Here is a 22,026-nt window from a genome sequence, read left to right as displayed (position 1 = left end):
ACGATTTATGCCAGTAATCTGAAAAAAATCATGCACCTATTATATCAAAAATTAGAGGGAAATGTTGTTATATCAAGGAAAAATTACTGTTCAGGAGACATTAATTATTAAGGAGTGACAATATGAGTTTTTTAAAAGGTAAAAAAGTCGTTGTGATGGGTGTAGCCAATAAAAAAAGTATCGCTTGGGGTTGTGCACAAGCATTGCAACAACAAGGTGCCGAAGTCATCTATACATACCAAAATGAACGAATGAAAAAATCGCTAGAAAAATTACTTGATGGATCAGAATTTTTAGTCGAATGTGATGTCTCAAGTGATCGCAGCATTGAACAGGCTTTTCAAACCATTAATGAATATGCTGGTGAAATTCATGGCTTGGTTCATGCCATTGCCTATGCGAATAAAGATGACTTGCAGGGAGATGTAACGGAAATTTCCCGTGAAGGCTACGCTTTGGCCCAAGACGTTAGTAGCTATTCATTTATCGCTGTTACTCGTTATGCGAAACCAATTTTAGCTGAAAATAGTGGGATTGTAACCTTAACTTATTTAGGATCTGAGCGTGCAGTGCCGAATTACAACATGATGGGAATTGCCAAAGCTGCTCTTGAAGCTTCCGTTCGCTATTTAGCAGCAGACCTATCACCTAAGAAAATTCGGGTCAATGCTATTTCAGCAGGCGCCATTAAAACACTAGCCGTAACTGGTGTAAAAGATTATCAAAAACTAATTCAACTATCTGAAGATCGGACCCCTGATCATGTTGGAGTGACAATTGAAGAAGTTGGAAATACTTGCGCCTTCTTGGTTAGTCCACTAGCAAGTGGCATTATTGGTGAAGTCATTTTTGTTGATAAAGGTGTTCATCTTTCATAATTATTTGTCCATTCTTCCTTTTTTTCATTCCTATGGTAAAATGAAAAAAAAGAAAGGATTTATTGCTTATATGCTATCATTTTTTTTAGCTGTTGGGACAACTTCTAGTTCAGACAACTCCATCATTGAACCGGCCGAAAAACAAATGAACGCCTTTCAAAAATGGTGGCAACAAATTAATTGGGAATCCATTACAGCTTTGTTTATTCAAAAAACATTAATGATTATTTTTCTTCTAATACTATTCCTCGTTATTTGGCGAATTACATTAGCTGTCATTGATCGAACCTATCAATCATATGGTAAGCGAATGAATATGAATATCGGACGAATGAATACCATCCATACATTGATTCGAAATATCGTTCAATATACCATCGGATTTTTTTTCCTATATTCTCTACTTTCCGTTTTAGGTATACCCGTGGGCTCTTTACTAGCTGGTGCAGGGATTGCGGGGGTTGCGATTGGTTTAGGTGCGCAAGGTTTTATGAATGATATTATCACAGGCTTTTTTATCATTATGGAACAACAAATTGACGTTGGCGATTATGTCAAATTGATGAATCTCGATGTCGAGGGAACTGTAACGAGTGTTGGTTTGAGAACACTACAGCTAAAGGCAGTTGATGGAACCATTCATTTTATTCCTAATCGTAATATTACAACAATTAGTAATACCTCAAGAGCCAATATGCAAGTTGTTGTTGATGTCCGAATCGATCCTAGTGAAGGAATTTCAGCCATTCGTTCAGTCATTGAGGAAGCAAACAAACGAATTGAAGTTGCTTACAAAGACAGTATCACCACACCACCAGTAATCTTTGGTTTAGTTGATATTGGGAATGGAAACTATGCCATTCGAACCAATTTCTATACTAAAAATGGATTCCAATACAAAATAAAAGAGGATTTGCTTTCTGATTCCATTCGTTCATTGTTAGCAGCAGGCTTTTCCATTCCAAATGAACCTATTCTTAAAAAGTGAGTAGACATCCCAAAAAAATCAATTAATCATCGAAATAAGGCCCCATTCATCCGGCGTGATGAGTGGGACCTTATTTTCTGTTCATCTGATGGTTCTTTTACTAGTTAAGCAGCAAAGTACCTAACAACACCATTATGCATGATTTTTTAAAGGGGCTTTTGCTAATAACACATATTCTTTTTCTAACTGATGGACAAGATGATTCACTGATTTTAATACTTCTTTCCTAGTTATGATGCCACAAAAAACACCATTTTGATCAATTTTTGGTAAAAAAGGACGATTTACAAGTAAATGTAAAATTTCTTCTAAATCATTTTCAGCAACACAAGGGACATTCACTTCCATAACATCGGCTACTGTTAAGTTTTCAAGTAATTTCACATCAAAACCAGTTAGTCCCATCATCCGATTCACGATATTTGAGAGGCTTATCAAACCAACTAAACGATCGTCCGAATCTAATACAGGGATTTGATTATAGCCTACTTTGGATAAAACAAGTAACGCATGTTCCAGTGGGTGGTTATATAAAACGGTTGCTACATTCTCAGCCGGAATGATTAGATCAGCTTCATTAGCTAACAGCAATTCCTTTGTTTTTTCACCTATCAATAACTAATCCTCCTATGGTTGTCTTTTCTCTATTATACCAACTAATGATTCATAATTTTTAAAACCATCATTTATTTACTTTTTTTTAAAAGAAAATGTCAGCTCAGGTAGTTTTTTCCCTGTACGGTCGTAATAATCGACACGGAAAAATGCTTCAGTACTCTCAATGATTGCAAAACTTTTATAAGGTAATCCTCTTGGCTGGGAAATACTTCCTGGATTCAAATAGAGTGTTGAATCAATGTATTCACAGCCTAATTTATGTGTATGACCAAACAGGACAATGGATGCTTGCAACTCTTTTGCTCGAAGTTCTAAAGGAGTCATCGTGAAATTCACTTGATAAAGGTGTCCATGAACCACCAATATTCGGTCTTCACTTGTCTCGATAAGTTGTTCTTTTTTGTACTTTTCATCATAATCGCAATTCCCTTGGACAACAAAAATATCTTTCCATAATGGATCACTTGCCGGTAATTCAGAATCTCCACAATGAATGAATAAATCAACTTTTTCTTTGAATTGATTGTACACGTTCTGTATAATTTCTCGATCACCGTGACTATCACTTAACACTAAATAGTTCATTCTTTTGCTCCTTCCAACCAATCAAGCCAATTCTTTTCCAATTTTACAATTGCTTTTGCTCGATGACTTCTTTCATTTTTTTCTTTAGCTGTTAGCTCAGCTGCTGTTGTTCCATCTAAATCGACCACAAACAGAGGATCATAACCAAAGCCATTTTCACCTCTTGGAATACGACCAATTCTTCCTTCCCATTCGGCTTCAACTAGCAGTGTTTCTTTTTTAGGGGCTGCTAAGGCGAGCGTACAATGGAATTGCGCGGTTCTTTTTTCATCTGGTACATCGGTTAATTCATACAATAACTTGGCATTATTGGCTGCATCATTTTTATCGACACCCGCAAATCTGGCTGAATAAACACCAGGTAACCCACCTAATGCATCAACTTTCAGTCCAGAGTCATCTGCTAATACAGGTACTTGAAGAATGTTGGCAATTGTTTCCGCCTTCAAACAAGCATTTTGTGCAAAAGTCGTGCCGGTTTCCTCCACTTCAGGTAACGCTGGAAAATCCTTTAATGTTTTAATTTGGTAACCATTCTTCCCAAATAAAGCCGAAAATTCTCTGGCTTTTCCTTCATTGTTTGTTGCGATAACAATTGCTTTTTCTCCGTCCTTCTGCGTATAAGGGGTATATAGATTGGCCTTCAATTCTTGGATTTCTTCTTGTACACAGGTTGTCCCAGTAATAAGCACCCCATTGATTTCATCAATGCCAAATGCTTGGTTTTTATTATCAAATTGAAATGCCAAATAATCCCCCGCTTCATTTAAAGCAAGCGTAGCTTCAAAAATTGCCATTTTTTCCTCTTGGCGATCGGGATCAACTAGTGGAATTTCTCTGGATAAAAAAGCAATTTTTGCCGATCCAAATGCTTGATCCAGTCTGATTACTTGATGATCTTGCATCTCCATCGCCAAGCAATCAACGGTTTGTTGTAGTGCCAAATATAGCGCATTTGTTGCTACAGCCAAACAACTTCCATCATCTTGCTCCACAACCACTTCAACAAATATTTTCTTTCCACTCGTGCTAGCTTCCGTTGCAAGAAGCGTAGCAGACAAAACTTGTTCTAGAAAAATTTTGTTTTTTGCTTGTTGTTCCAAAACCTCTTGCTCCCGACCAGCTGACGATATCAAAAATCTTAGTTCGTAAGGCTTTTGATTAAACTGGTTTGTTGTGTCCGTGCAATGAATGGCACAATGAACGATTGTATCCCCCTGAGCGATTGTTGCCGATCCCGAGGCATATTTACGATCGTTGGTCTTAATTTTGGTCACACGTTTGCTTTTCTCATATCGGCCATTGTATCTCATAAATTTTTCTCTCCTAATACTATATGTTTTGAGTTAACACTTCCTTCATCCAACCACTCAGAAGCAATGCGATCAAACATTGTCGTCGAGCCAGTTGTATAAAAGGCCACTTCGCGATCCTTAGTCGGCCGGTCATTTGCCAATTGAAAATAATCTAATAACATGCTTACTTCCCCTACCGTTTCCGCTCCAGAATCAATTAGTTTTACTTCGGTACCCATCACATTTTGAATAATGGGCCGTAACAACGGGTAATGCGTGCACCCAAGAATCAACGTATCAACCTTTTGCTTAGTAAAAGGTCGCAAACTTTCTGCGACAATTTTTTTGGCGACGGATGTTTGAAACTGATTGCTTTCGACAATGGGTACAAACTTTGGGCAGGCCAAACTAGTTATCTTCGCATTAGGCATCTTTTGAACAATGACGCGTTTATAGCTGGCACTTTTAATCGTCCCTTCTGTTCCAATGACACCAATTTGCTTGGTTTTAGTTGCTTTGATAGCAGCTCTTGAACCTGGCAAAATGACACCAACAACTGGTATATCAAGGGTAGTTTTGATTTTTTCTAATGCTACTGCGGTTGCCGTATTGCAAGCAATCACAAGCATTTTAATATTTTTTTTTTGCAAAAATTGAGTCATTTCCCAAGTGAATTGGATGACCTGCTGTGCTGGCCTTGGTCCGTATGGGCAGCGTGCTGTGTCTCCAAGATAAAGAATATTTTCATTTGGAAGTTGTTTTAACGCCTCTTTTACAACCGTCAACCCTCCAACACCGGAATCAATAAAACCAATTGGTTGTTCGTTACACATCTCTTATCCCTCTAGTCATTAAATTCTATACAGTATAATCTTCTCCATTATACCCATTATTGAAAGAAATGAAAAACGTATTCATCGAATCCAGTTGAAATATCTTTCCGACAATCGTCAAAGCTTTGTTGTCATTAATGAAAAAAAAAGGTACTATGAAAGAGAAGATTGAAAGAAAAGTTTGAAAGAAAAGGTGAAGAATTTGAATACAATACTTACGGGAGATCGTCCGACAGGTCAATTACATTTAGGACATTTCGTTGGTTCTTTAAAAACACGCGTTGCCATGCAAGAGGATCCAGCAAATCAACTCTTTATCATGGTTGCCGACGTCCAAGCGTTAACAGATAATGCCAAAAATCCAGAAAAAGTAGCCAAAAATGTTTTACAAGTGGCATTAGACTACTTAGCAGTTGGCCTGGATCCGGAAAAGTCGACACTTTTTATTCAATCCCAAATTCCTGAATTAGCAGAATTAACTATGTATTACGCGAATTTAGTGAGTGTCAACCGGTTAAAGCGAAATCCAACCGTAAAGGCTGAAATCGAACAAAAACAATTTGGGGAAGGCGTTCCGACAGGCTTCTTTATCTATCCTATTTCTCAAGCTGCCGATATTACTGCCTTTAAAGCGAATTTAGTCCCCGTGGGCGAAGACCAAAAGCCAATGCTTGAACAAACACAAGAAATTGTTCATTCCTTTAATTCCACGTATGGCGAAGTCTTGGTTCAACCCAAAGCTGTTCTTCCTCCAAAAGGAATGGGACGATTACCTGGCATTGACGGCAACGGCAAAATGAGCAAATCACTGGGAAATGGTATCTATTTAGCAGACTCGGCAGATATTCTAAAGAAAAAAGTTATGAGTATGTACACTGATCCAAATCACATCCATGTTGAAGAACCTGGAAAAGTGGAAGGAAACATGGTATTTACCTATTTGGATGTATTTGGGGAAGATAAGGTCTATATTGAAGAATTGAAAAACCAGTATCGCCATGGCGGTTTAGGAGATGTAAAGATTAAACGCTACTTAATTGATGTTTTAGAAGCGACTTTTCAACCAATCCGAACCAGACGCGAGGAATTAGCAAAAGATCCTGACTATGTTCTATCCATTTTACAAAAAGGCAGTGAAAAAGCTCGAAAGGTTTCAGCACAGACACTTTCTGAAGTGAAAGAAGCAATGGGCATCCAATATTTTTCTTAATTAGCCAATGACAATGACAAAAGAGACAGTTCTTCACGCTACTATCCTAGCGACGAAGAGCTGTCTCTTTTAATAACTTTAAAAAAACTGATTCTCATTCACTTTTTTTCGCAAAAATCCAGTGAACCCAGTGAATATGGATAAGGAATAGTCGCATCAAAAAAATTAACGAATAACCGCCCCAAGTTTTTCTATTAGATTTTTTTCTATTTTATTCATCGAATTGGTAATTTCCTCGTCCGTTAAAGTCATTTCTGGATTGCTAAATGTCAGCGAATACGCCAATGATTTCATTCCTTTGTCAATTGAAGCTCCTTGATACACATCAAATAACTTCACTTGTATCAGGAAGCGACCGGATACTTCTTTAATCGTATCAATGACTTCTTGATTGGAGACCTCTTCTTTTACCAACATCGCAATATCCCGATTTACATTTGGAAACTTCGACACTGGTTGGTAACGTACCTCTGCGACTGCCGTTGAAGTTAGTGCTTCTAAATTTAGTTCAGCTACATAAGTTTCAGTAATATCATATTCCTTGGCTATGGCTGGATGAACTTGTCCAATGAAGCCAATTCGTTCATGATCAATATAAATATCAGCGGTTCTACCCGGATGTAGTTCAGAAATCGCACTCGTAGCAATATATTGAATACGATCAAGGATAGATAAGCGATCAAATACTGTTTCAAGTACACCTTTCAATAAATAAAAATCAGCTGGTGTCGACTTTGTTTGCCAATCTTTGCTCTTTACTTCTCCAGTTAACGCAAAGGCAATGTGATTTTGTTCAGTTGGCAAGTCTTTTTTAGCATCTCCATCTTGATAAAATACGCGACCAATTTCATAAAATGCCAATGATTGATTTTTTCTAGCAATATTATATGCTAAATCATCCAACAACCCACTGATTAAATTCATTCGTAACACTGCCCGATCTTCGGTCATTGGCCAATCAAGTCTTGTTAACTGACTCTCTTTCATCACAAATTGAGTTGATTTTTTTTCAGTAGTCAATGCATAGCTGATTGCTTCTGAAAAACCGGTACCTTCAACAACTTCACGGATTCTTCTTGTCAATCTTTGCGAGCGAGTGAGCGTACCTGCCACAGTCTCCCCACTTGGCAAAGTAGATGGCAAACGATCATACCCGTAAATTCGGGCCACTTCTTCAATAATATCCGCTTCTATTTGAATATCCCAACGACGTGGTGGAACGATAACTGTAAATTCTTCGTCTGTTAATTCATAGGCAAATCCTAACGCATCAAATATTCCACCCACACCTGCTAATGATAGGGCTGTACCCAAATACTGATTAATGCGGCTCAAAGTAATAGGTACTTTCACATCTTTCGGATTCGTTTGCGTTGCAACAACTGCTTCTTTCAATACCGTTCCACCTGCTAACTTGGCGATCATTGCCGCTGCTACATCACAAGATTGTCCGATTGTTGCTTGATTGATTCCTTTTTCAAATCGGGCAGAAGATTCACTTCTTAAATTAAAGTAGTTCGCTGTTCGACGAATGGAAATAGGGTGAAACATCGCTGCTTCCAATGCTACGGTGGTTGTGTCTGAAACAATCTCTGAGTCTAATCCCCCCATCACGCCCGCTAAAGCAATCGGTTGGGCACCATTTGTGATGACTAGTTCCTCTGAACGTAGCCCACGTGTTTCCCCATCTAACGTCACAAGTTCTTCTGCTTCGTGTGCTCGCCGTACCACGATTTCTTTCGAACCAATTCGATGATAATCAAACGCATGCAAAGGTTGACCAAAGAGTAACAAAATGTAATTTGTGACATCGACGACATTGTTGATTGGACGAATTCCTTCATTCATCAATCGTTTTTGTAACCAAGTTGGACTTGGAGCAATTTTTACATCTTCAATAATGCGTATTTGGTAGGCAGGAACCAATTCTTTCTCTTCTACAGTAACCGTAATTTTTTCACTGGCAAGCGTGTCTCCTTCAATTAATTCCTCATCATGAAACGTTGGTGTTTGGTTATAAATTGCACCAACTTCATAAGCCACCCCGCGCATACTCAAGGCATCAGCCCGGTTAGGAGTAATTGATAATTCAATAATGCTATCATCCATGTCTAAATAAGGAAAAATACTTTCTCCCGGAATTGCCTCTGCTGGCAAATAGTAAATACCATCCGCATATTCTTTCGGAACTACACTTTCATTAAATCCAATTTCTTGTAAAGAACAAATCATCCCGTTTGAGACTTGTCCCCGCATTTTTCCTTTTTTAATTTTTACATTATCTTTAATGCGTGCACCTGGCAAAGCAACAATGACTTTTACACCAGCTTTAATATTGGGTGCCCCACAAATGATTTGTGACAGTTCTTCAGCGCCAACATTTACTTGACAAATGTGTAGATGGTCAGAGTCAGGATGGTCAACACATTCCACAACTTCTCCAACAACCAAATTTTTTAATCCCGTCTCTGGAACGGTTACTCCTTCAACTTCAATGCCTGTAACCGACATTTTATCCGCCAATTCGTTGGGTGTCACACCATCCAAATCAACGAACTCATTTAACCATTTATATGAAACTAACATACCTTTACTCCCCCTTGAATTGAGTCAAGAAACGACTATCATTTAAATAAAAGTTGCGAATATCGTTGACGCCATAACGCAACATAGCAATTCGGTCTGGTCCTAAGCCAAAAGCAAATCCACTGTAGACTTCTGGATCAATTCCTGACATTCTCAAGACATTCGGGTGAACCATACCTGCTCCCAGTATTTCAATCCAACCGGTGTGTTTGCAGACATTACAGCCCTTCCCACCACATTTAAAGCAACTAACATCGACTTCTACCGATGGTTCAGTAAAAGGAAAATAACTTGGACGTAGGCGAATTTTTCGGTCTTCGCCAAACATTTTTTTCATTAAAACTTCCAATGTTCCTTTTAGATCACCCATCGTTACATTCTTATCTACCACCAATCCTTCAATTTGATGGAATTGATGACTGTGCGTTGCATCATCTGTATCCCGACGGAAGACTTTTCCAGGTGATACCATTCGTAGTGGTCCTTTTGAAAAATCATGCGTTTCCATCGTTCGAGCTTGAACTGGAGAGGTATGAGTACGAATTAATAACTCCTCAGAAATATAAAACGTATCTTGCATATCACGAGCAGGATGATCCTTAGGTAAATTCATTCGTTCAAAATTGTAATGATCTTGCTCAACTTCATTTCCCTCAATCACTTGGTAACCCATTCCTACAAAAATATCTTCAATCTCTTCCATAATCTGTGTTAAAACATGACGCGACCCCTTTGAAATTTGTTTTCCTGGTAGTGTCACATCAATTGTTTCCTCAGCTAACGCTTTGTTTAAAGCAATTTGTTCTAACTGCGATTTACGTTCTTCAATCTGTAAAGTCAAGATATCGCGGATTTCATTGGCAAAGCTGCCCACTTTTGGTCGTTCTTCAGCGGATAAGTCTTTCATGCCTCTTAAAACTTCTGTAATAGGTCCCTTTTTTCCTAATGTTTCGACCCGAATTTGATTCAAATCAACCAAGCTCTTCACTGAATCAATTTTTTCGAGTGTTTCTTCTTTTAATTTTTCCAATTTATCTTGTAAAGACATCGATTCGTTCCTCCCTTTTTCCAAATAAAAAAAGCCACTCATTCCGTAAAGGAACGAGGGCTCGCGTTACCATCCTAATTCGTGAATCACTCACGCACTTCATTACTTAACGACAGAATTGCCGGCTTGATGAACCATCAAGCAAACTCCGGAAGTGAACTTCATCTTTCGTGAACTGTGCTTACTCTCAGTCTGTGATAAGCTTCCCTGATCAACCACAAAAAGACTACTCTTTTCCATCACCATTTTTTATTTTTTCAATTTTCACTATGGATAAATTCTACTAAAGAAATGGTGAAAAATCAACTAATTTTCAGAACGACACCATTCATTGCTCCAACTTTTTACCGATTCAAAGCTTTCTTGCAACGCCAATCCCTTTTCTGTTAATCGATAATAATTGTCCATTTTTTCGATAATCTCTTCGGCTTCTAAATCTCTCAATCGTTCAGACAGTACCCGATCACTTAGCATGGGAATTTTTTTGGATAATTCTACAAACCGTTGCTCTTGTTGTTCGAGCAAAACCTGAATGATTAGGCCATTCCATTTCTTCCCTAAAATTGAAAAAGCTTTCTCAAATTTAGGACAAAGAGTATAATCACATTTTTCAGCTTCTATCATTTTAATCACCTCTTTGAAGGTATTTTACCATATTTCTTACCAAATGTTAGCAGTTGTGCTTGCGTTCAACTGATCTTTTAGAGAAGCACTAGTTTTTTTTGAGAAAGAAAGACAAGATAGACTGTTTTAACTGGTTTTTTCAAGGCTTCTTGCAATGCTTCTTTATATAAAAGCAATTGTCCACGATAGCCGTCAATTATTTCTTTCTCTGATTTATGCTTAGACACATGATCTGTTTTGAAATCATACAAAAGAATTTCATCCTCATATTCAATGTATCCATCAATAATTCCATGGACCAATACTTCCGCTTCGTCATCACCAAAATTCGTATAAATCGAACTTGCTTGGCGAAGCATTGAAAAAGGTTGCTCACGATGCACGTGTTCAAAATTTTGGGTCATTAGATAACGCAAGTCTGATTCATAAAACCAATATAATGATTCGACATCAATTGCGTGAATCAATTCTTCTGAAAAGCCTTGTATAGTAGAAAAGTCCGCCAACCAAGTCAGAAATTGTTCCTTGCTTAGGGTTTTTTCTAACGGCAAATGTTGTAAAATCAGATGTGTTGCTTGCCCAATGAATGTTGGCTCAAGCTGTTTGGTCTTCATAAATTCAGGAACAACCAATGATTGATTGACGAATCGGTATCCTTTTTTATCTTCTTGGGCTGCAAACCAATCAAAACGACTTTCTTCACTATCATCTGGATCTTGATAAAGACGCTTTATTTCTGACACAGATTGATAGCTAGCAGTGGTGGTTGCTTTTTGATGGGGATAGACAAACTCCAAACGTTTTTGTAAAACGGACGGAATGGCTTCAAACTCTTTTGCAGTTACCAATTCTGGCTGGGTCGTTTGCAGTTGATCCAACCAATCGCTGCGACTATTCAAAATTTCCTGAGCTGTATGCCAATGAATGCTAAATTTGGCTGGGTGAGAAATCGTTGTGCTAATTGTCTCTGGTTGTTCAAAATATTGCTGCATAAGAGGATGACGAACCAATGTTTTGCCAATCCAGTCCATCATGGATGTTTTTGTCAGCAAGCGACTCGCTTCGTCCAAAAATTGTTCCTGTTGATGTTGAACGGTTAACCACTTTTTATCTGCCTCACTTTTATTCTTGTATGACCCTACCAAATACAATTTTTGTTCCGCTCGTGTCAATGCAACGTAGAGTTTTCGCATTTCTTCAGATAGAATCTTTCTCAGTTTGATTTGCTTTAAGGCCAAATAAGGAAGTGTCGCATATTTGACCCGTTCAGAAGAAAGATAATTAATCCCGATTCCTTGGGATTCATCTAATAAATAATTATTTCGAAAATCCTGCATGTTAAATTCTTTGGTTGTATCCATTAAAAAGACAATTGGAAATTCCAAACCTTTACTAGCGTGAATGGTCATAACCCTCACTGCATCACCTGTCATTTCTGCAACTGGCTCAGCTAAATCTTTGTCTTTTTCGCGCATTTTTTCAACAAAACGAATAAACTGATACAATCCTCTAAAACTAGTCTGTTCATAGTCTTCCGCTCTTGATACTAATGCCATTAAGTTCGCATAACGTTGTTTTCCAGAAGGCAATCCTACCATAAAATCTGGATACGCCGTCTCGTCATAAATCATCCATAACAAATCTGAGACTGGTACCTTGCGTGCAATTTTTCGCCAGCGTTGCAACTGATTAGAAAAATAAGCTAATTTTTTCGTCAATTCATTCGAATCGGTCTCCTCAATGCTAGACAGAAATGTGGTAAACGCTTGGTAAAAAGGAACATCTCGCTTAGCTAAACGGATTGTAACCAATTGGTCCTCTGTTAAACCAACGATTGGTGAGCGTAAGACACTTACAAAAGGAATATCTTGCAACGGATTGTCAATAATTTGCAATAAACTTAACATGACTTGAATTTCGGTTGTTTGAAAATAATTTTGAGCATCATTTAACTCCACAGGTAGGTCATACTCTTTAAATAAATCGATTATTTTTAGATGATTGCCTCTTGTGGGTGTTAACAACACAATATCTGAATATTGGACCGGTCGCATTTGCATTGAGTGACGATCCAAAATCGTTTGTTTCCTTGCAATAATTTTACGTATTTCCTGAGCCACAAGATGTATTTCGCCATCCGCTTTCGTATCAAGTGAATCGGTTGCCTCTTCTGTGCTTTCTTTCTCGTACAACAAAATTTCGGGTACAAAATACTCATCCTGATTTTTGTAATACGTCGCTCCTGCCACTAATTTGGCTTCGTCTTGATAATCAATTTGACCGACTTTACGATCCATTAACTGTTCAAAAATGAAATTAGTAAATGACAGAACTTCCGCCCGCGATCGGAAATTTTCCCTTAAATCAATCTTCTCCCCTTCTTGATGTTGTTTATACTGATCATACTTTTCAATAAAAAGTGTGGGATCAGCCAAACGAAAAGCATATATGGATTGTTTCACATCCCCTACCATAAAAAGGTTACCTGGTAATTCGACCGACACTTTTTCTAAAATAGCTTGTTGCAGGCGGTTAATATCTTGATACTCATCAACTAAGATTTCAGAGAAGCGTTGGCGATAAAAGACTTGTGGAGATATTTCCGTTTGTTGATTATTTAAAATAGCTAACGTCCAGTGTTCCAAATCATTAAAATCAAGCAAACTCTTATCCAATTTTCGTTTTTGGAATCGATACGAAAATAATTCAGTTAAACGAGCAATTTCTGCAACAATTGGTCTTGATTGCTGCATCAAATCAGCCATTTTTTGCGGTGAATATGGAAAAAAATCTTTCAGAGTTTCAAATTGGGACTTCACTTCATCACGTATTCTTTTAATCGGCTCAGATAGAAATTTTACCTCCTCTTTGCGATAACTAGGATATCTACTCGCAAAGACGGGCGTCACGATTTGTTGATATACATCTGTAAGACGATCTTCAGCGATTGCCAGCTTTAGAAAGTTCATTTGTTCATATTCTGAGGAAACAATTTGGTACGCTTTTTCCAATAGCGGTTCGTGTTCACTTTGTTGTTTGGCTAGTTGTAGACGAGCCACAATGGTTGTTACTTTTTCTAACAAAGCAGGCTTCATAATCTGCTGATAAATGGGTAGTTTCTCCAATGGACTGGCATCGTCATACGCTTGGCTTAGACTTCTTATCCAGGAAATAGGCTGTGGATTGGCTCTGGAAAACTGGAACACACGCATGAGCATTTCAGTAACCGGTTCATCCGAACGATCACTGGAAAAATTTTGTAGAAGTTGGAAAAAAGCAGATGAACCTTCTTCGTATTCTTCTTCAAGCAATTCATTCCATACGTCCTCTTGTAAAAGAAGCACTTCTGTTTCATCTGTTAGCAAACGGAAGCCCGGATCCAGCTGAACCAAATAGTAATAGCGCCGAACTACTTTTAAACAAAACGAATGGAGCGTGGATATCTGCGCCATGGGTAAAAGGGTTAGTTGTTTGCGAAAATGCTGAATAATCAACTCAGATTGAGTAGATTCTTGGATAGTCTTCTTTAATTCCGTTTCAATCCGCTGTTTCATTTCTCTCGCTGCGGCTTCCGTAAACGTTACTACTAACAACTCATCAATATTCAGTCCAGCCTTCAATTTTTCAATGACGCGTTGCACCAGAATTCTGGTTTTACCAGAACCGGCTGAAGCAGAAACCAATACATGATGACCAGATTCGAAAATTGCTTGCCACTGCTCATCGGTATACATGACATCTCTTGGCTTTTTAGGAATGCTCACTTTGACTCTCCTCCATTTTTTGAATAGCGGTTGATTTTGATAAACTTTCAATTTTGTGGTAATTATTTTCAGGCAACATCGCATCAAATGAACAAATTGAACGAAATGGACAATGTTGACAGGCACGTTCTTGTTTACTAACTTTTAAAGTAGGATTCAATGAAATTGAACCATGTAATAGTTTTTCCGCACTATTTTTCATTTTTTGGCGATTGTGCTGCAGCAAAATGGTCAACTCTTCTTCAGTATAGAACTTTTCCTTTCGCTGAGAGAGCATTTGATAGTGTTCATCTTTGTCCATTCGAACAGGGAAAACATCGGAAGACTCACTTTTTTCCAAAGTTTGATCATAAGCCTTGTAAAGTGACGCATCATTCATAAAAATACCAGTATACTTGTATTCTTTTAACCGTTGTTGTTCAAGATTCTCTTCCTCCTTAAGAATTGGATCTTGAACTTGCAAATAAAATGCGCCTGCAGGTTTGGCCGTTTTTTCTCCAATTAACTCTGCCGCATCCATTAGTGCCACATCTAAATAGGTTAAGAGTTGCATCGCTAAGCCATAATAGGCATCCGTAATTGAAAAATCGTGTTTACTCGATTTGTAATCTACCACACCTATGTACGACTGTTTGTTAACCTGCACATGATCAATTCGGTCAATTTTCCCACGAACATGCAGTTGTCCGCCATTACTCAAAGGAAGGTCCAATCCACTAATCCCTTTTTTGGCTGCAATTTGGCCAAATAAAACTTCTGTTTGCGCCGGAGTAAACTGCGTCCGTTTTGCTTGTTCTTGGATTGCCCAAGAAACACGTTGAATTGTCTGAGAAAGTTGGTGATAAAGAAACATCATTCGTGATGAACTAGCCAAGATTTGGTAGCGTGCATCCCCAAAAATACTTTTTAAAACCTCTTCCACAAAGGCTTGTCTCGCCTCTTCTGTCAATTGGCTTAGCGAAAGCTTTTCACGAATAATTATGCTTAAGAATCGATCAAGCGCATCGTGAAAGAATTCCCCTGTGATGGCTGGTGTTAGTCCATAGATTTCTCTTTCCTTTAACCGAAGCCCATATTGTACAAAGTAACGATATTCGCATTGATAAAAAGTTTCCAATCTTGATACAGAGCTATAAAGTGAACTTCCATATAATTTTGTAGCTTGCTCAATTGAAAGGGATGTAGGTATATTTTGATAATCACTACTAGAAAAAACTTTTTCTGCCAAATCATGCAATGGAGAGCCGAAAATTTTCTTTTTTAATTGTCTCCATACGATGGGCAGTGGTTCTTTTTCTTGCTTGCATTGCCGTTCTATTTGACTAATTTGCCGAATAACCCCACGATACGTTCCTACGACTTCGCTTGGTAGACTGCTTTTTCTTAAGGGTTGTTTTTTTGTTAATGACACCAATTGACGATCAATAAACCGTGTCACATAAGGGGAAGGTTTTACAGATTGTTCTGTCTCAGAACTCCCAGGGTAACTAATGTAGGTTCGCTTTAAACCTGACAATAACAAACTATACCCAATATGCGGCTCTTTGCGAAGATTTTCCTTGACTGGATCAAGTAAGCGTTCGTTGGCAAATTGCGCATTTAACCATTCGCGCTCACTGGAATCCAACAATGTTTGGTTTTCGTGCTTTCTTGGCAGTGCCGTTTCCGTTGCACCCAAAACAAAGACCACTTTCGCCTGACCTGGACGAGCCAAGTCTGTCCGATTCACCTGAACTTGGTCAATCGAAGTGGGAATTTTTCCAAACGTCACATTTGTCAAACTTTGTATGAGTAGATTTGTATAAAGGGACCAGTCAAATGGCGCCTCCCCAAAAAGTTGGACAAATTCATCAAGTGTCGCCATCAAGGTTGTCCATGTCTGTTCATGGTTTTTTGCCTGATCTAGCTCTCCCATGAGAATGGCTTGATTTCGCCAAGCAAGTATTTGCTTATCCACACCAATTTTTTGTAAAAACGTATAGAGAGTTTTTGTTGCCTCAACATAGTTCTCAGATTGCTTGATTTTTATTAAAAAGGTATGAATCTCTTTTCTAAAAGCATTTCTTAATTGATTGGTCATTTTGGATAAACGAATGGTCTCAACAGGAGTTTCCTGTTCAGCATCGAAGGCATACACTTGCCAATCCTTCGCCGCAATCCATCTTTTTCCATGAAAATTTTGCGCTAATGCGATATTTTCTGTGATATCAATTAATTGTTGAAACACCGTTTGTTGGGTATCGTAGTCAGAATACGCTTCTCTTAAATAATGAGGAATATACAATTCTGTTCGAAATAACCGAATGATGTCGGTTAAACGGTAATAGTAACGGTCTAAATCGATCAATATTTCTAAAAACTGAACAAGAGGATGTTGAACCATTTTGCGTTTTTCATTTAAATAGAATGGAACCCCATACTCAGAAAAAATAGTCGGTAAAAAAGGATTGTACTTTTCTTCTTCCGCCAAAAAAATTTGAATATCTTTATAGGTGATTGCGTTTCCAAGCGCCGTCTCCCCTGCGACTAAACGCCGAATTTCTAAAGCCGTCTGTTGAATCTCTTCTTGAATAGAATCTGTTTGCCAAATTTTTAGATAATCATCCACTTTTGCTTGACCATTAAATGGTTTACCATTTTGCGTTTCACGAAAAAATTGCTCAACAGTAGACCGACTTGTTAGCTTTTCTGGAGAAGTTGCTATTTTGTGATCAAAGTAAATCGAAATCGCTTGATCTTTTGCATAAGTAAGAAAAAATTGATAGGTTCGTTGTGCATCGTAAAATAAATCCAAGGGTGACTCATTGTCTTTTGGATTCTCCATTAGTAAATCGATTTTTACTTGTCCCAGCTTCATTAATAGGCACAATAGTTCTCGTTCATCCGGTTTAAATGTTGAAAATCCAGTTACCAGATATAGTGTTTTTGACAATGGCACTGTTTGTTGTTCTTTCAACGTAGCCAAAGAACTCGTAAGGTCAAGCAAAGGTTGTGCAATGGATACCTCTTGGTGAAGTAATGCCTGCTCATACCAAGAAAATAAACGATACAATTCCTCCATTTTTTCGTCCATTTCAAGAACACTATCCTCTTTTTCGTCTCTTTGAACGAGTTCTGCGAATTTATCGAGTGATACCCCACCTTGTTGGAATTCAAGATAGAGCGCGACAAGTTGTTGCACAAAGCCAAATTTTTCTTTTTCACCGCGAAACAACTGTAACTCTGCTTCATGGTCAATTAACACTTTTTGCATGATCATATTGGCGCCAGCTTCAGTCACTCTGTTGCTCGTCTGATACATTTCATTTTTTTGCAAATAATACCAAGCTAGTCGCTGAAAACTGAAAACCTGAGCTCGAATACTGGAAAAACTTTGACTTGATTTGTCTTCTTTTAATTCGTGTAATAACGTCATTTCTCGTTCAAACTTATTGTAGTTTGGTACCAAAAAAAAGACTTGGTAGTCAGGTCCTTGCGCGAGCCATTCTCTTGCAAAAGTAATGTATTCCCTTTGATGATCAACACTGCCCGTGCCCAAAAGAAATTGTAACGACATAATTCTCCTCCTTGCTTGGTTTAAAATCCTGTTCTTATTTTAACATACGTCATCATTTTGTGAGTAATTGCAAAAAAATACGAAGTGAATTCTTGCTATTCTTTTCATTCTATGAAAAAATACGTTAGAATAAAAAAACAATGGAGGGATTTATATGTCATTATTTATTGAAAAAATGCAAAAATATTCTTGGCTTCGTATGATCTTTTTGTTAGTCATTGGGGGATTGATGCTTTTTAAACCAAATGAAATTTTTCATGGAGTCGTCTACATCATTGCCGGCTACACAGCTTTTCTAGGAATTTTAAATTTATTTGTTGCTTTTCGTAACAGGGATTTACCAGAATTTAGTCATTTTGGTATCGTAAGTGGGGTATTATTTTTACTCGCATCATTAGCTATAGTGGTACTGGCGAAGCCCATTGTATCCATTATTCCGATTTTCTTCGGCATTCTCTTCATCATCTATGGTTTAATCAAACTGATTCAAAAACCAGACCGTCGTATTGTTAACAAACCTTCGCTTCCAAGAAAATTGTTTTATTTGCTGATTCTCTTGGCTGGTATATTGCTGATTTTTAATCCGTTTAAAACGGTTCTGCTTGTAGCCCAAATTGCAGGTGCGGTTATTATCTTGATGGGAATTGAGGAAGGCATTAGCTTTTTCAGACGGTAATAGAAAAACATATTTAATTTGAAGGTGACAGAATGAGAAAGAATTTCCATGAGTTTCGGTCCGTTGGGCTTTTGTTAACATTTATCGGTGGTGCCGTTGATTTATACACCTACACTCATTATGGCGCATTCGCTTCAGCTCAAACAGGGAACTTAATTTTAGCAATCACGCAAGGTGTCAACGGGGAATGGGAAGGTATGGGGAAAAAATTATTATCCGTTCTCTTCTTCTTTATTGGCGTGGTTACTGGCAAGTTTATGATTCGCTATTTCCGCCAAAAGGGATGGACGTTTTGGCGCTTGATCATTCTATACGTTGAAGCAGTTCTTTTTTTGTTAATTAGTTTTAAGAGTGTCAATTCTCAGACAACTTTCGTAACCATGGCTATTGCCTTCGTCACATCAGCGCAATGGATTTCATTTGATAAAATTAACGGACGTGTCTATACAAGTCTTTTTACTACCGGAAATATGAAGGGCCTTGCTTCAAGCCTTCATGATTACCTAGTAACTAAGGAACAAGCGGCTTTTGATGGCTTTATTCATTATTTACTTGTCGTTTTGGCTTTTATTATTGGTGCGATTTGCTCTGCCTTTTCCTATCGTTTTTTCCATGAAAAAGCTATTATTCTCGTATCCCTCCTATTTTTCTATTTAGCAATTAGTCAAACGATTCTCGTATTAAAATTTTATCGTAGCGATTATGAGTAAGCTTGACCACTTTTCATTGGCAGCTGATGGTTGCTCGTTTTGTCAGTACGTACCGTCACTTAATCAATTTTTTATTACAAAACTATCCGAATCGCATCGCGAGGACTGCTGGATTTCAGCAATGGACGATTGAATTTTCATTCGTCCATTCTACTCGCGATGCGATTCGGATAGTTTTATTTTTTATAAAGAAATTTGTTACTCTATACTTAAAATTTCTTTCACACAATTACGCATATGACCGACAGCAATTTCACGCGTATGTCTAATAGGTAATTGGTACAATTCACTGACTGCCGTTGGGATTGGCAAGGACGTTTGCTCATATAGCTGCGTAATCCAATCAAATTCGTTTTTTGCCGTAATTGAGTCATCTAGCGCATGAACAACAACCTCTGGAAATTTATAGGGACTTGCAGTTGAGACAATCACCATCTTTGTTTGTTGATCCTTCGTTTCTTTTTTATAGCGATCTGCAACTGCTTTAGCCACAGCGGTATGTGGATCAAGAACATATCGATAGCGATCAAACTCTTGATGAATAGCCATATTGGTCTGCTCCAAGGTCGCAAAACCTGCGTAAAAATCAGCGAACTGTTCTTTCATATCGGGATAAACTTGGTAGGTCCCCTTGGTAGCCAATTCATTCATTAACTGCTTGGTCACCTCAACTTGTTTTCCACTAGCTTCGAAGATTAGTCGCTCCAAATTGCTTGAGATTAATATGTCCATTGAAGGCGAGGACGTAACGAAAAATGGGCGATTACGATCATACACACCTGTTGCAAAGAAATCTGTCAATACATTATTGGTATTTGATGCACAAATCAACTGATTGATGGGCACACCTAATAGTTTTGCATAGTGGGCGGCTAAAATATTACCGAAATTACCGGTTGGTACGGCTATATTAATTTTTTCTCCTTCTTTGATAGCTGCTTTTTTTACTAGTTGTGCGTAGGTGTAGACGTAATAAACTACTTGAGGAATCAACCGTCCAATATTAATTGAATTAGCAGAAGAAAATTGCTTGTTTTGGTTCGCTAATTCTTGGCGGAGCGCTTGATCATTGAACAATTCTTTGACCTTTGTTTGAGCATCGTCGAAGTTTCCATCCACAGCTACGACATAAGTATTCTCACCGCGTTGTGTTCGCATCTGTCTTTCTTGAATTTTGCTTACACCGTCTTTGGGATAAAAAACAATGATGCTAGTACCGGGAACATCTGCAAAACCTGCCATAGCAGCTTTCCCAGTGTCCCCTGAAGTTGCTGTGAGAATCACCAATTCGTTTGCAACCTTATTTTTTTTCGCTGCAGTCGTCATCAAATGAGGCAAAATTGACAAGGCCAAGTCCTTAAAAGCAATGGTTGGGCCATGAAATAATTCAAGGTAATGATCTTCCCCTACCTCTTTTAATGGAACAATTTCTGCTGATTCAAATTTTTCATTATACGCATTTGCAATACATGTTTTTAGTTCCTGCTCCGTAAAATCCGTATAATAAGCTGCTAAAATTTTATAGGCAACTTCTTGATAGGTGAAATGTTGCAGTTCTGAAAAATCAAGTGAAATAGTTGGTTGCTCGATAGGAACATACAGGCCCCCATCATCGGCCAGTCCTTGTAGTATCGCTTGAGAAGCTGTTACAACATTCTTATCATTGCGTGTGCTCTTGTATAGTAATTGTGCCATAGTCTCTCCTTCTTACTTTTTTTTCGCATAATTTTCATCATTTTATCATTTAATTTCTAAATAAACTAGCTTTTGCAAGAAAATCTCCTAAAAAAGTCAATTTTTGCATTTCGTGGTATAGTTTCAGTGAAAGGAATGAGACAACCAATGCAAACACGAAAACAAAAAAGCATTAGAGAAACTTGTAAGGTACGTTTTTCCCGAACCAATGGCCATTTGTTCAAAAAGCATTAGTTAGTTTACATAATTTTATTATAGGAGGCTATAAAAATGAATGAAGCAAAAGAAATTGAAATTAGTGTGCAACATTTGCTAGATACGATGCGCGCTAGTAGCTATCTATGTGATCGATACGGAAACAAAATCGAAGGAGTGACGGCCCTAGGAGAATCATTACTAAAGGTTGAGTACGCGAACAACCAACGAACCCTGATTCAACACGTATCACAGTTCCGCTGTTTTATTGCAAAATAGAAACCCAAACTTTACATTCTATTTACAAGAAATTGAAACGTCTGTAGTACACTTATCTCAGTTAAATAGCATTCTCTTTATCCCACTATTGTCCCCCTATAGTTGGGATTTTTTTATAGAAAAATTTTCTTTAAAGCTAAGTTTTCTTTGCATTCTAACAAATAAGAGGCATTATGTTCTGGATAAATGGGTGTGTGTACTTTGTAAGGGTGAAAGATGGGTAATGGCGGACTATTTTTTCCTCTATACAAAGGATTTAACCATTCGTTACTAACCTTGTAGCCTCTACAGGTCATCTCGTTCATTACCAATTGATGATAGAAAAATAAATATTCTGGTGGGTAACGAAAAACATAATTAACTGTTGCATGTGGCTTTCCCCACCCTTTTCCTCTCAAGGCACAGCATTCGCGATGCTGACCAAGTAATTGTTGTCGGGGCAGCTTTTTAATTAGTTCTTGATGCCATAAGCGCAACACACTCATC

General features: G+C 37.9%; 17 protein-coding genes. 6 read left to right on the top strand and 11 right to left on the bottom strand.

The annotated features are described in order from the left end of the window. Positions 1 to 122 precede the first annotated feature (122 nt). Positions 123 to 878, top strand: a complete 756-nt coding sequence (gene fabI / locus ACFSR0_RS04245) for an enoyl-ACP reductase FabI (RefSeq protein ID WP_379980229.1) — start codon at positions 123 to 125, stop codon at positions 876 to 878. Between the two features lie 70 nt (positions 879 to 948). Then, positions 949 to 1,866, top strand: coding sequence for a mechanosensitive ion channel family protein (locus ACFSR0_RS04240; protein WP_379980227.1), 918 nt, complete (start codon positions 949 to 951; stop codon positions 1,864 to 1,866). A 132-nt stretch (positions 1,867 to 1,998) separates the two neighbouring features. Here the strand turns inward: ACFSR0_RS04240 and cbpB are convergent, their stop codons facing one another. The 4 genes from cbpB to racE all read right to left on the bottom strand — a co-directional run bounded on the left by cbpB (position 1,999) and on the right by racE (position 5,197). Further along, a complete protein-coding gene (gene cbpB, locus ACFSR0_RS04235) occupies positions 1,999 to 2,481 on the bottom strand; it encodes a cyclic-di-AMP-binding protein CbpB (RefSeq protein ID WP_379980225.1) in 483 nt (160 codons plus the stop codon). A gap of 75 nt (positions 2,482 to 2,556) precedes the next feature. After that, the gene (locus ACFSR0_RS04230; RefSeq protein WP_379980223.1) at positions 2,557 to 3,069 is read right to left on the bottom strand and encodes a metallophosphoesterase; all 513 of its coding nucleotides are present in this window, start codon (positions 3,067 to 3,069) and stop codon (positions 2,557 to 2,559) included. Next, positions 3,066 to 4,382, bottom strand: coding sequence for an XTP/dITP diphosphatase (locus ACFSR0_RS04225; RefSeq protein WP_379980221.1), 1,317 nt, complete (start codon positions 4,380 to 4,382; stop codon positions 3,066 to 3,068). Before ACFSR0_RS04225 ends, ACFSR0_RS04230 begins: the two co-directional genes overlap by 4 nt. Then, positions 4,379 to 5,197, bottom strand: a complete 819-nt coding sequence (racE, locus tag ACFSR0_RS04220) for a glutamate racemase (protein WP_379980219.1) — start codon at positions 5,195 to 5,197, stop codon at positions 4,379 to 4,381. Before racE ends, ACFSR0_RS04225 begins: the two co-directional genes overlap by 4 nt. Positions 5,198 to 5,399: 202 nt before the next feature. Here racE and trpS point away from each other — a divergent pair, with 202 nt between their 5' ends. Next, complete coding sequence (gene trpS / locus ACFSR0_RS04215; RefSeq protein WP_379980217.1) at positions 5,400 to 6,407, top strand: tryptophan--tRNA ligase; 1,008 nt, start codon at positions 5,400 to 5,402, stop codon at positions 6,405 to 6,407. A 165-nt stretch (positions 6,408 to 6,572) separates the two neighbouring features. Here the strand turns inward: trpS and pheT are convergent, their stop codons facing one another. From pheT to ACFSR0_RS04190, 5 genes are all read right to left on the bottom strand, one after another. Continuing rightward, on the bottom strand, positions 6,573 to 8,993 hold the full coding sequence (gene pheT / locus ACFSR0_RS04210) for a phenylalanine--tRNA ligase subunit beta (protein WP_379980215.1): 2,421 nt from the start codon (positions 8,991 to 8,993) through the stop codon (positions 6,573 to 6,575). A 4-nt stretch (positions 8,994 to 8,997) separates the two neighbouring features. Next, a complete protein-coding gene (pheS, locus tag ACFSR0_RS04205; RefSeq protein WP_379980213.1) occupies positions 8,998 to 10,041 on the bottom strand; it encodes a phenylalanine--tRNA ligase subunit alpha in 1,044 nt (347 codons plus the stop codon). A 306-nt stretch (positions 10,042 to 10,347) separates the two neighbouring features. Beyond that, positions 10,348 to 10,665 (bottom strand): winged helix-turn-helix transcriptional regulator, encoded by a 318-nt coding sequence (locus ACFSR0_RS04200; RefSeq protein WP_379980211.1) that lies wholly within the window; start codon positions 10,663 to 10,665, stop codon positions 10,348 to 10,350. A 77-nt stretch (positions 10,666 to 10,742) separates the two neighbouring features. After that, positions 10,743 to 14,399: a helicase-exonuclease AddAB subunit AddA gene (gene addA, locus ACFSR0_RS04195; protein WP_379980237.1), complete on the bottom strand. Its 3,657-nt coding sequence runs from the start codon at positions 14,397 to 14,399 to the stop codon at positions 10,743 to 10,745. 16 nt (positions 14,400 to 14,415) lie between these two features. Next, positions 14,416 to 17,985, bottom strand: coding sequence for a PD-(D/E)XK nuclease family protein (locus ACFSR0_RS04190; RefSeq protein WP_379980209.1), 3,570 nt, complete (start codon positions 17,983 to 17,985; stop codon positions 14,416 to 14,418). Positions 17,986 to 18,139: 154 nt separating this feature from the next. Here ACFSR0_RS04190 and ACFSR0_RS04185 point away from each other — a divergent pair, with 154 nt between their 5' ends. Both ACFSR0_RS04185 and ACFSR0_RS04180 read left to right on the top strand, forming a co-directional pair. Next, positions 18,140 to 18,661, top strand: coding sequence for a DUF308 domain-containing protein (locus ACFSR0_RS04185; RefSeq protein WP_379980207.1), 522 nt, complete (start codon positions 18,140 to 18,142; stop codon positions 18,659 to 18,661). Positions 18,662 to 18,693: 32 nt separating this feature from the next. Continuing rightward, positions 18,694 to 19,371 carry a YoaK family protein gene (locus tag ACFSR0_RS04180; RefSeq protein ID WP_379980205.1) on the top strand — a complete coding sequence of 226 codons (678 nt, stop codon included), beginning with the start codon at positions 18,694 to 18,696 and terminating at the stop codon, positions 19,369 to 19,371. A 198-nt stretch (positions 19,372 to 19,569) separates the two neighbouring features. Here ACFSR0_RS04180 and thrC read toward each other — a convergent pair whose 3' ends face one another. Then, complete coding sequence (gene thrC / locus ACFSR0_RS04175; protein ID WP_379980203.1) at positions 19,570 to 21,066, bottom strand: threonine synthase; 1,497 nt, start codon at positions 21,064 to 21,066, stop codon at positions 19,570 to 19,572. A 270-nt stretch (positions 21,067 to 21,336) separates the two neighbouring features. Between thrC and ACFSR0_RS04170 the strand changes: the two genes are divergently transcribed. After that, positions 21,337 to 21,540, top strand: a complete 204-nt coding sequence (locus tag ACFSR0_RS04170) for a hypothetical protein (protein ID WP_379980201.1) — start codon at positions 21,337 to 21,339, stop codon at positions 21,538 to 21,540. A 113-nt stretch (positions 21,541 to 21,653) separates the two neighbouring features. On the opposite strand, the gene ACFSR0_RS04165 is transcribed toward ACFSR0_RS04170, so the two are convergent. After that, complete coding sequence (locus tag ACFSR0_RS04165; RefSeq protein ID WP_379980235.1) at positions 21,654 to 22,016, bottom strand: TIGR02328 family protein; 363 nt, start codon at positions 22,014 to 22,016, stop codon at positions 21,654 to 21,656. Between the last annotated feature and the right edge of the window lie 10 nt (positions 22,017 to 22,026).

This window comes from Enterococcus camelliae (assembly GCF_042685105.1).
Lineage (GTDB): Bacteria > Bacillota > Bacilli > Lactobacillales > Enterococcaceae > Enterococcus_G > Enterococcus_G camelliae.
Note: the sequence above shows the minus strand (reverse complement) of the source record. Positions and strands in the feature narration are given on the sequence as shown.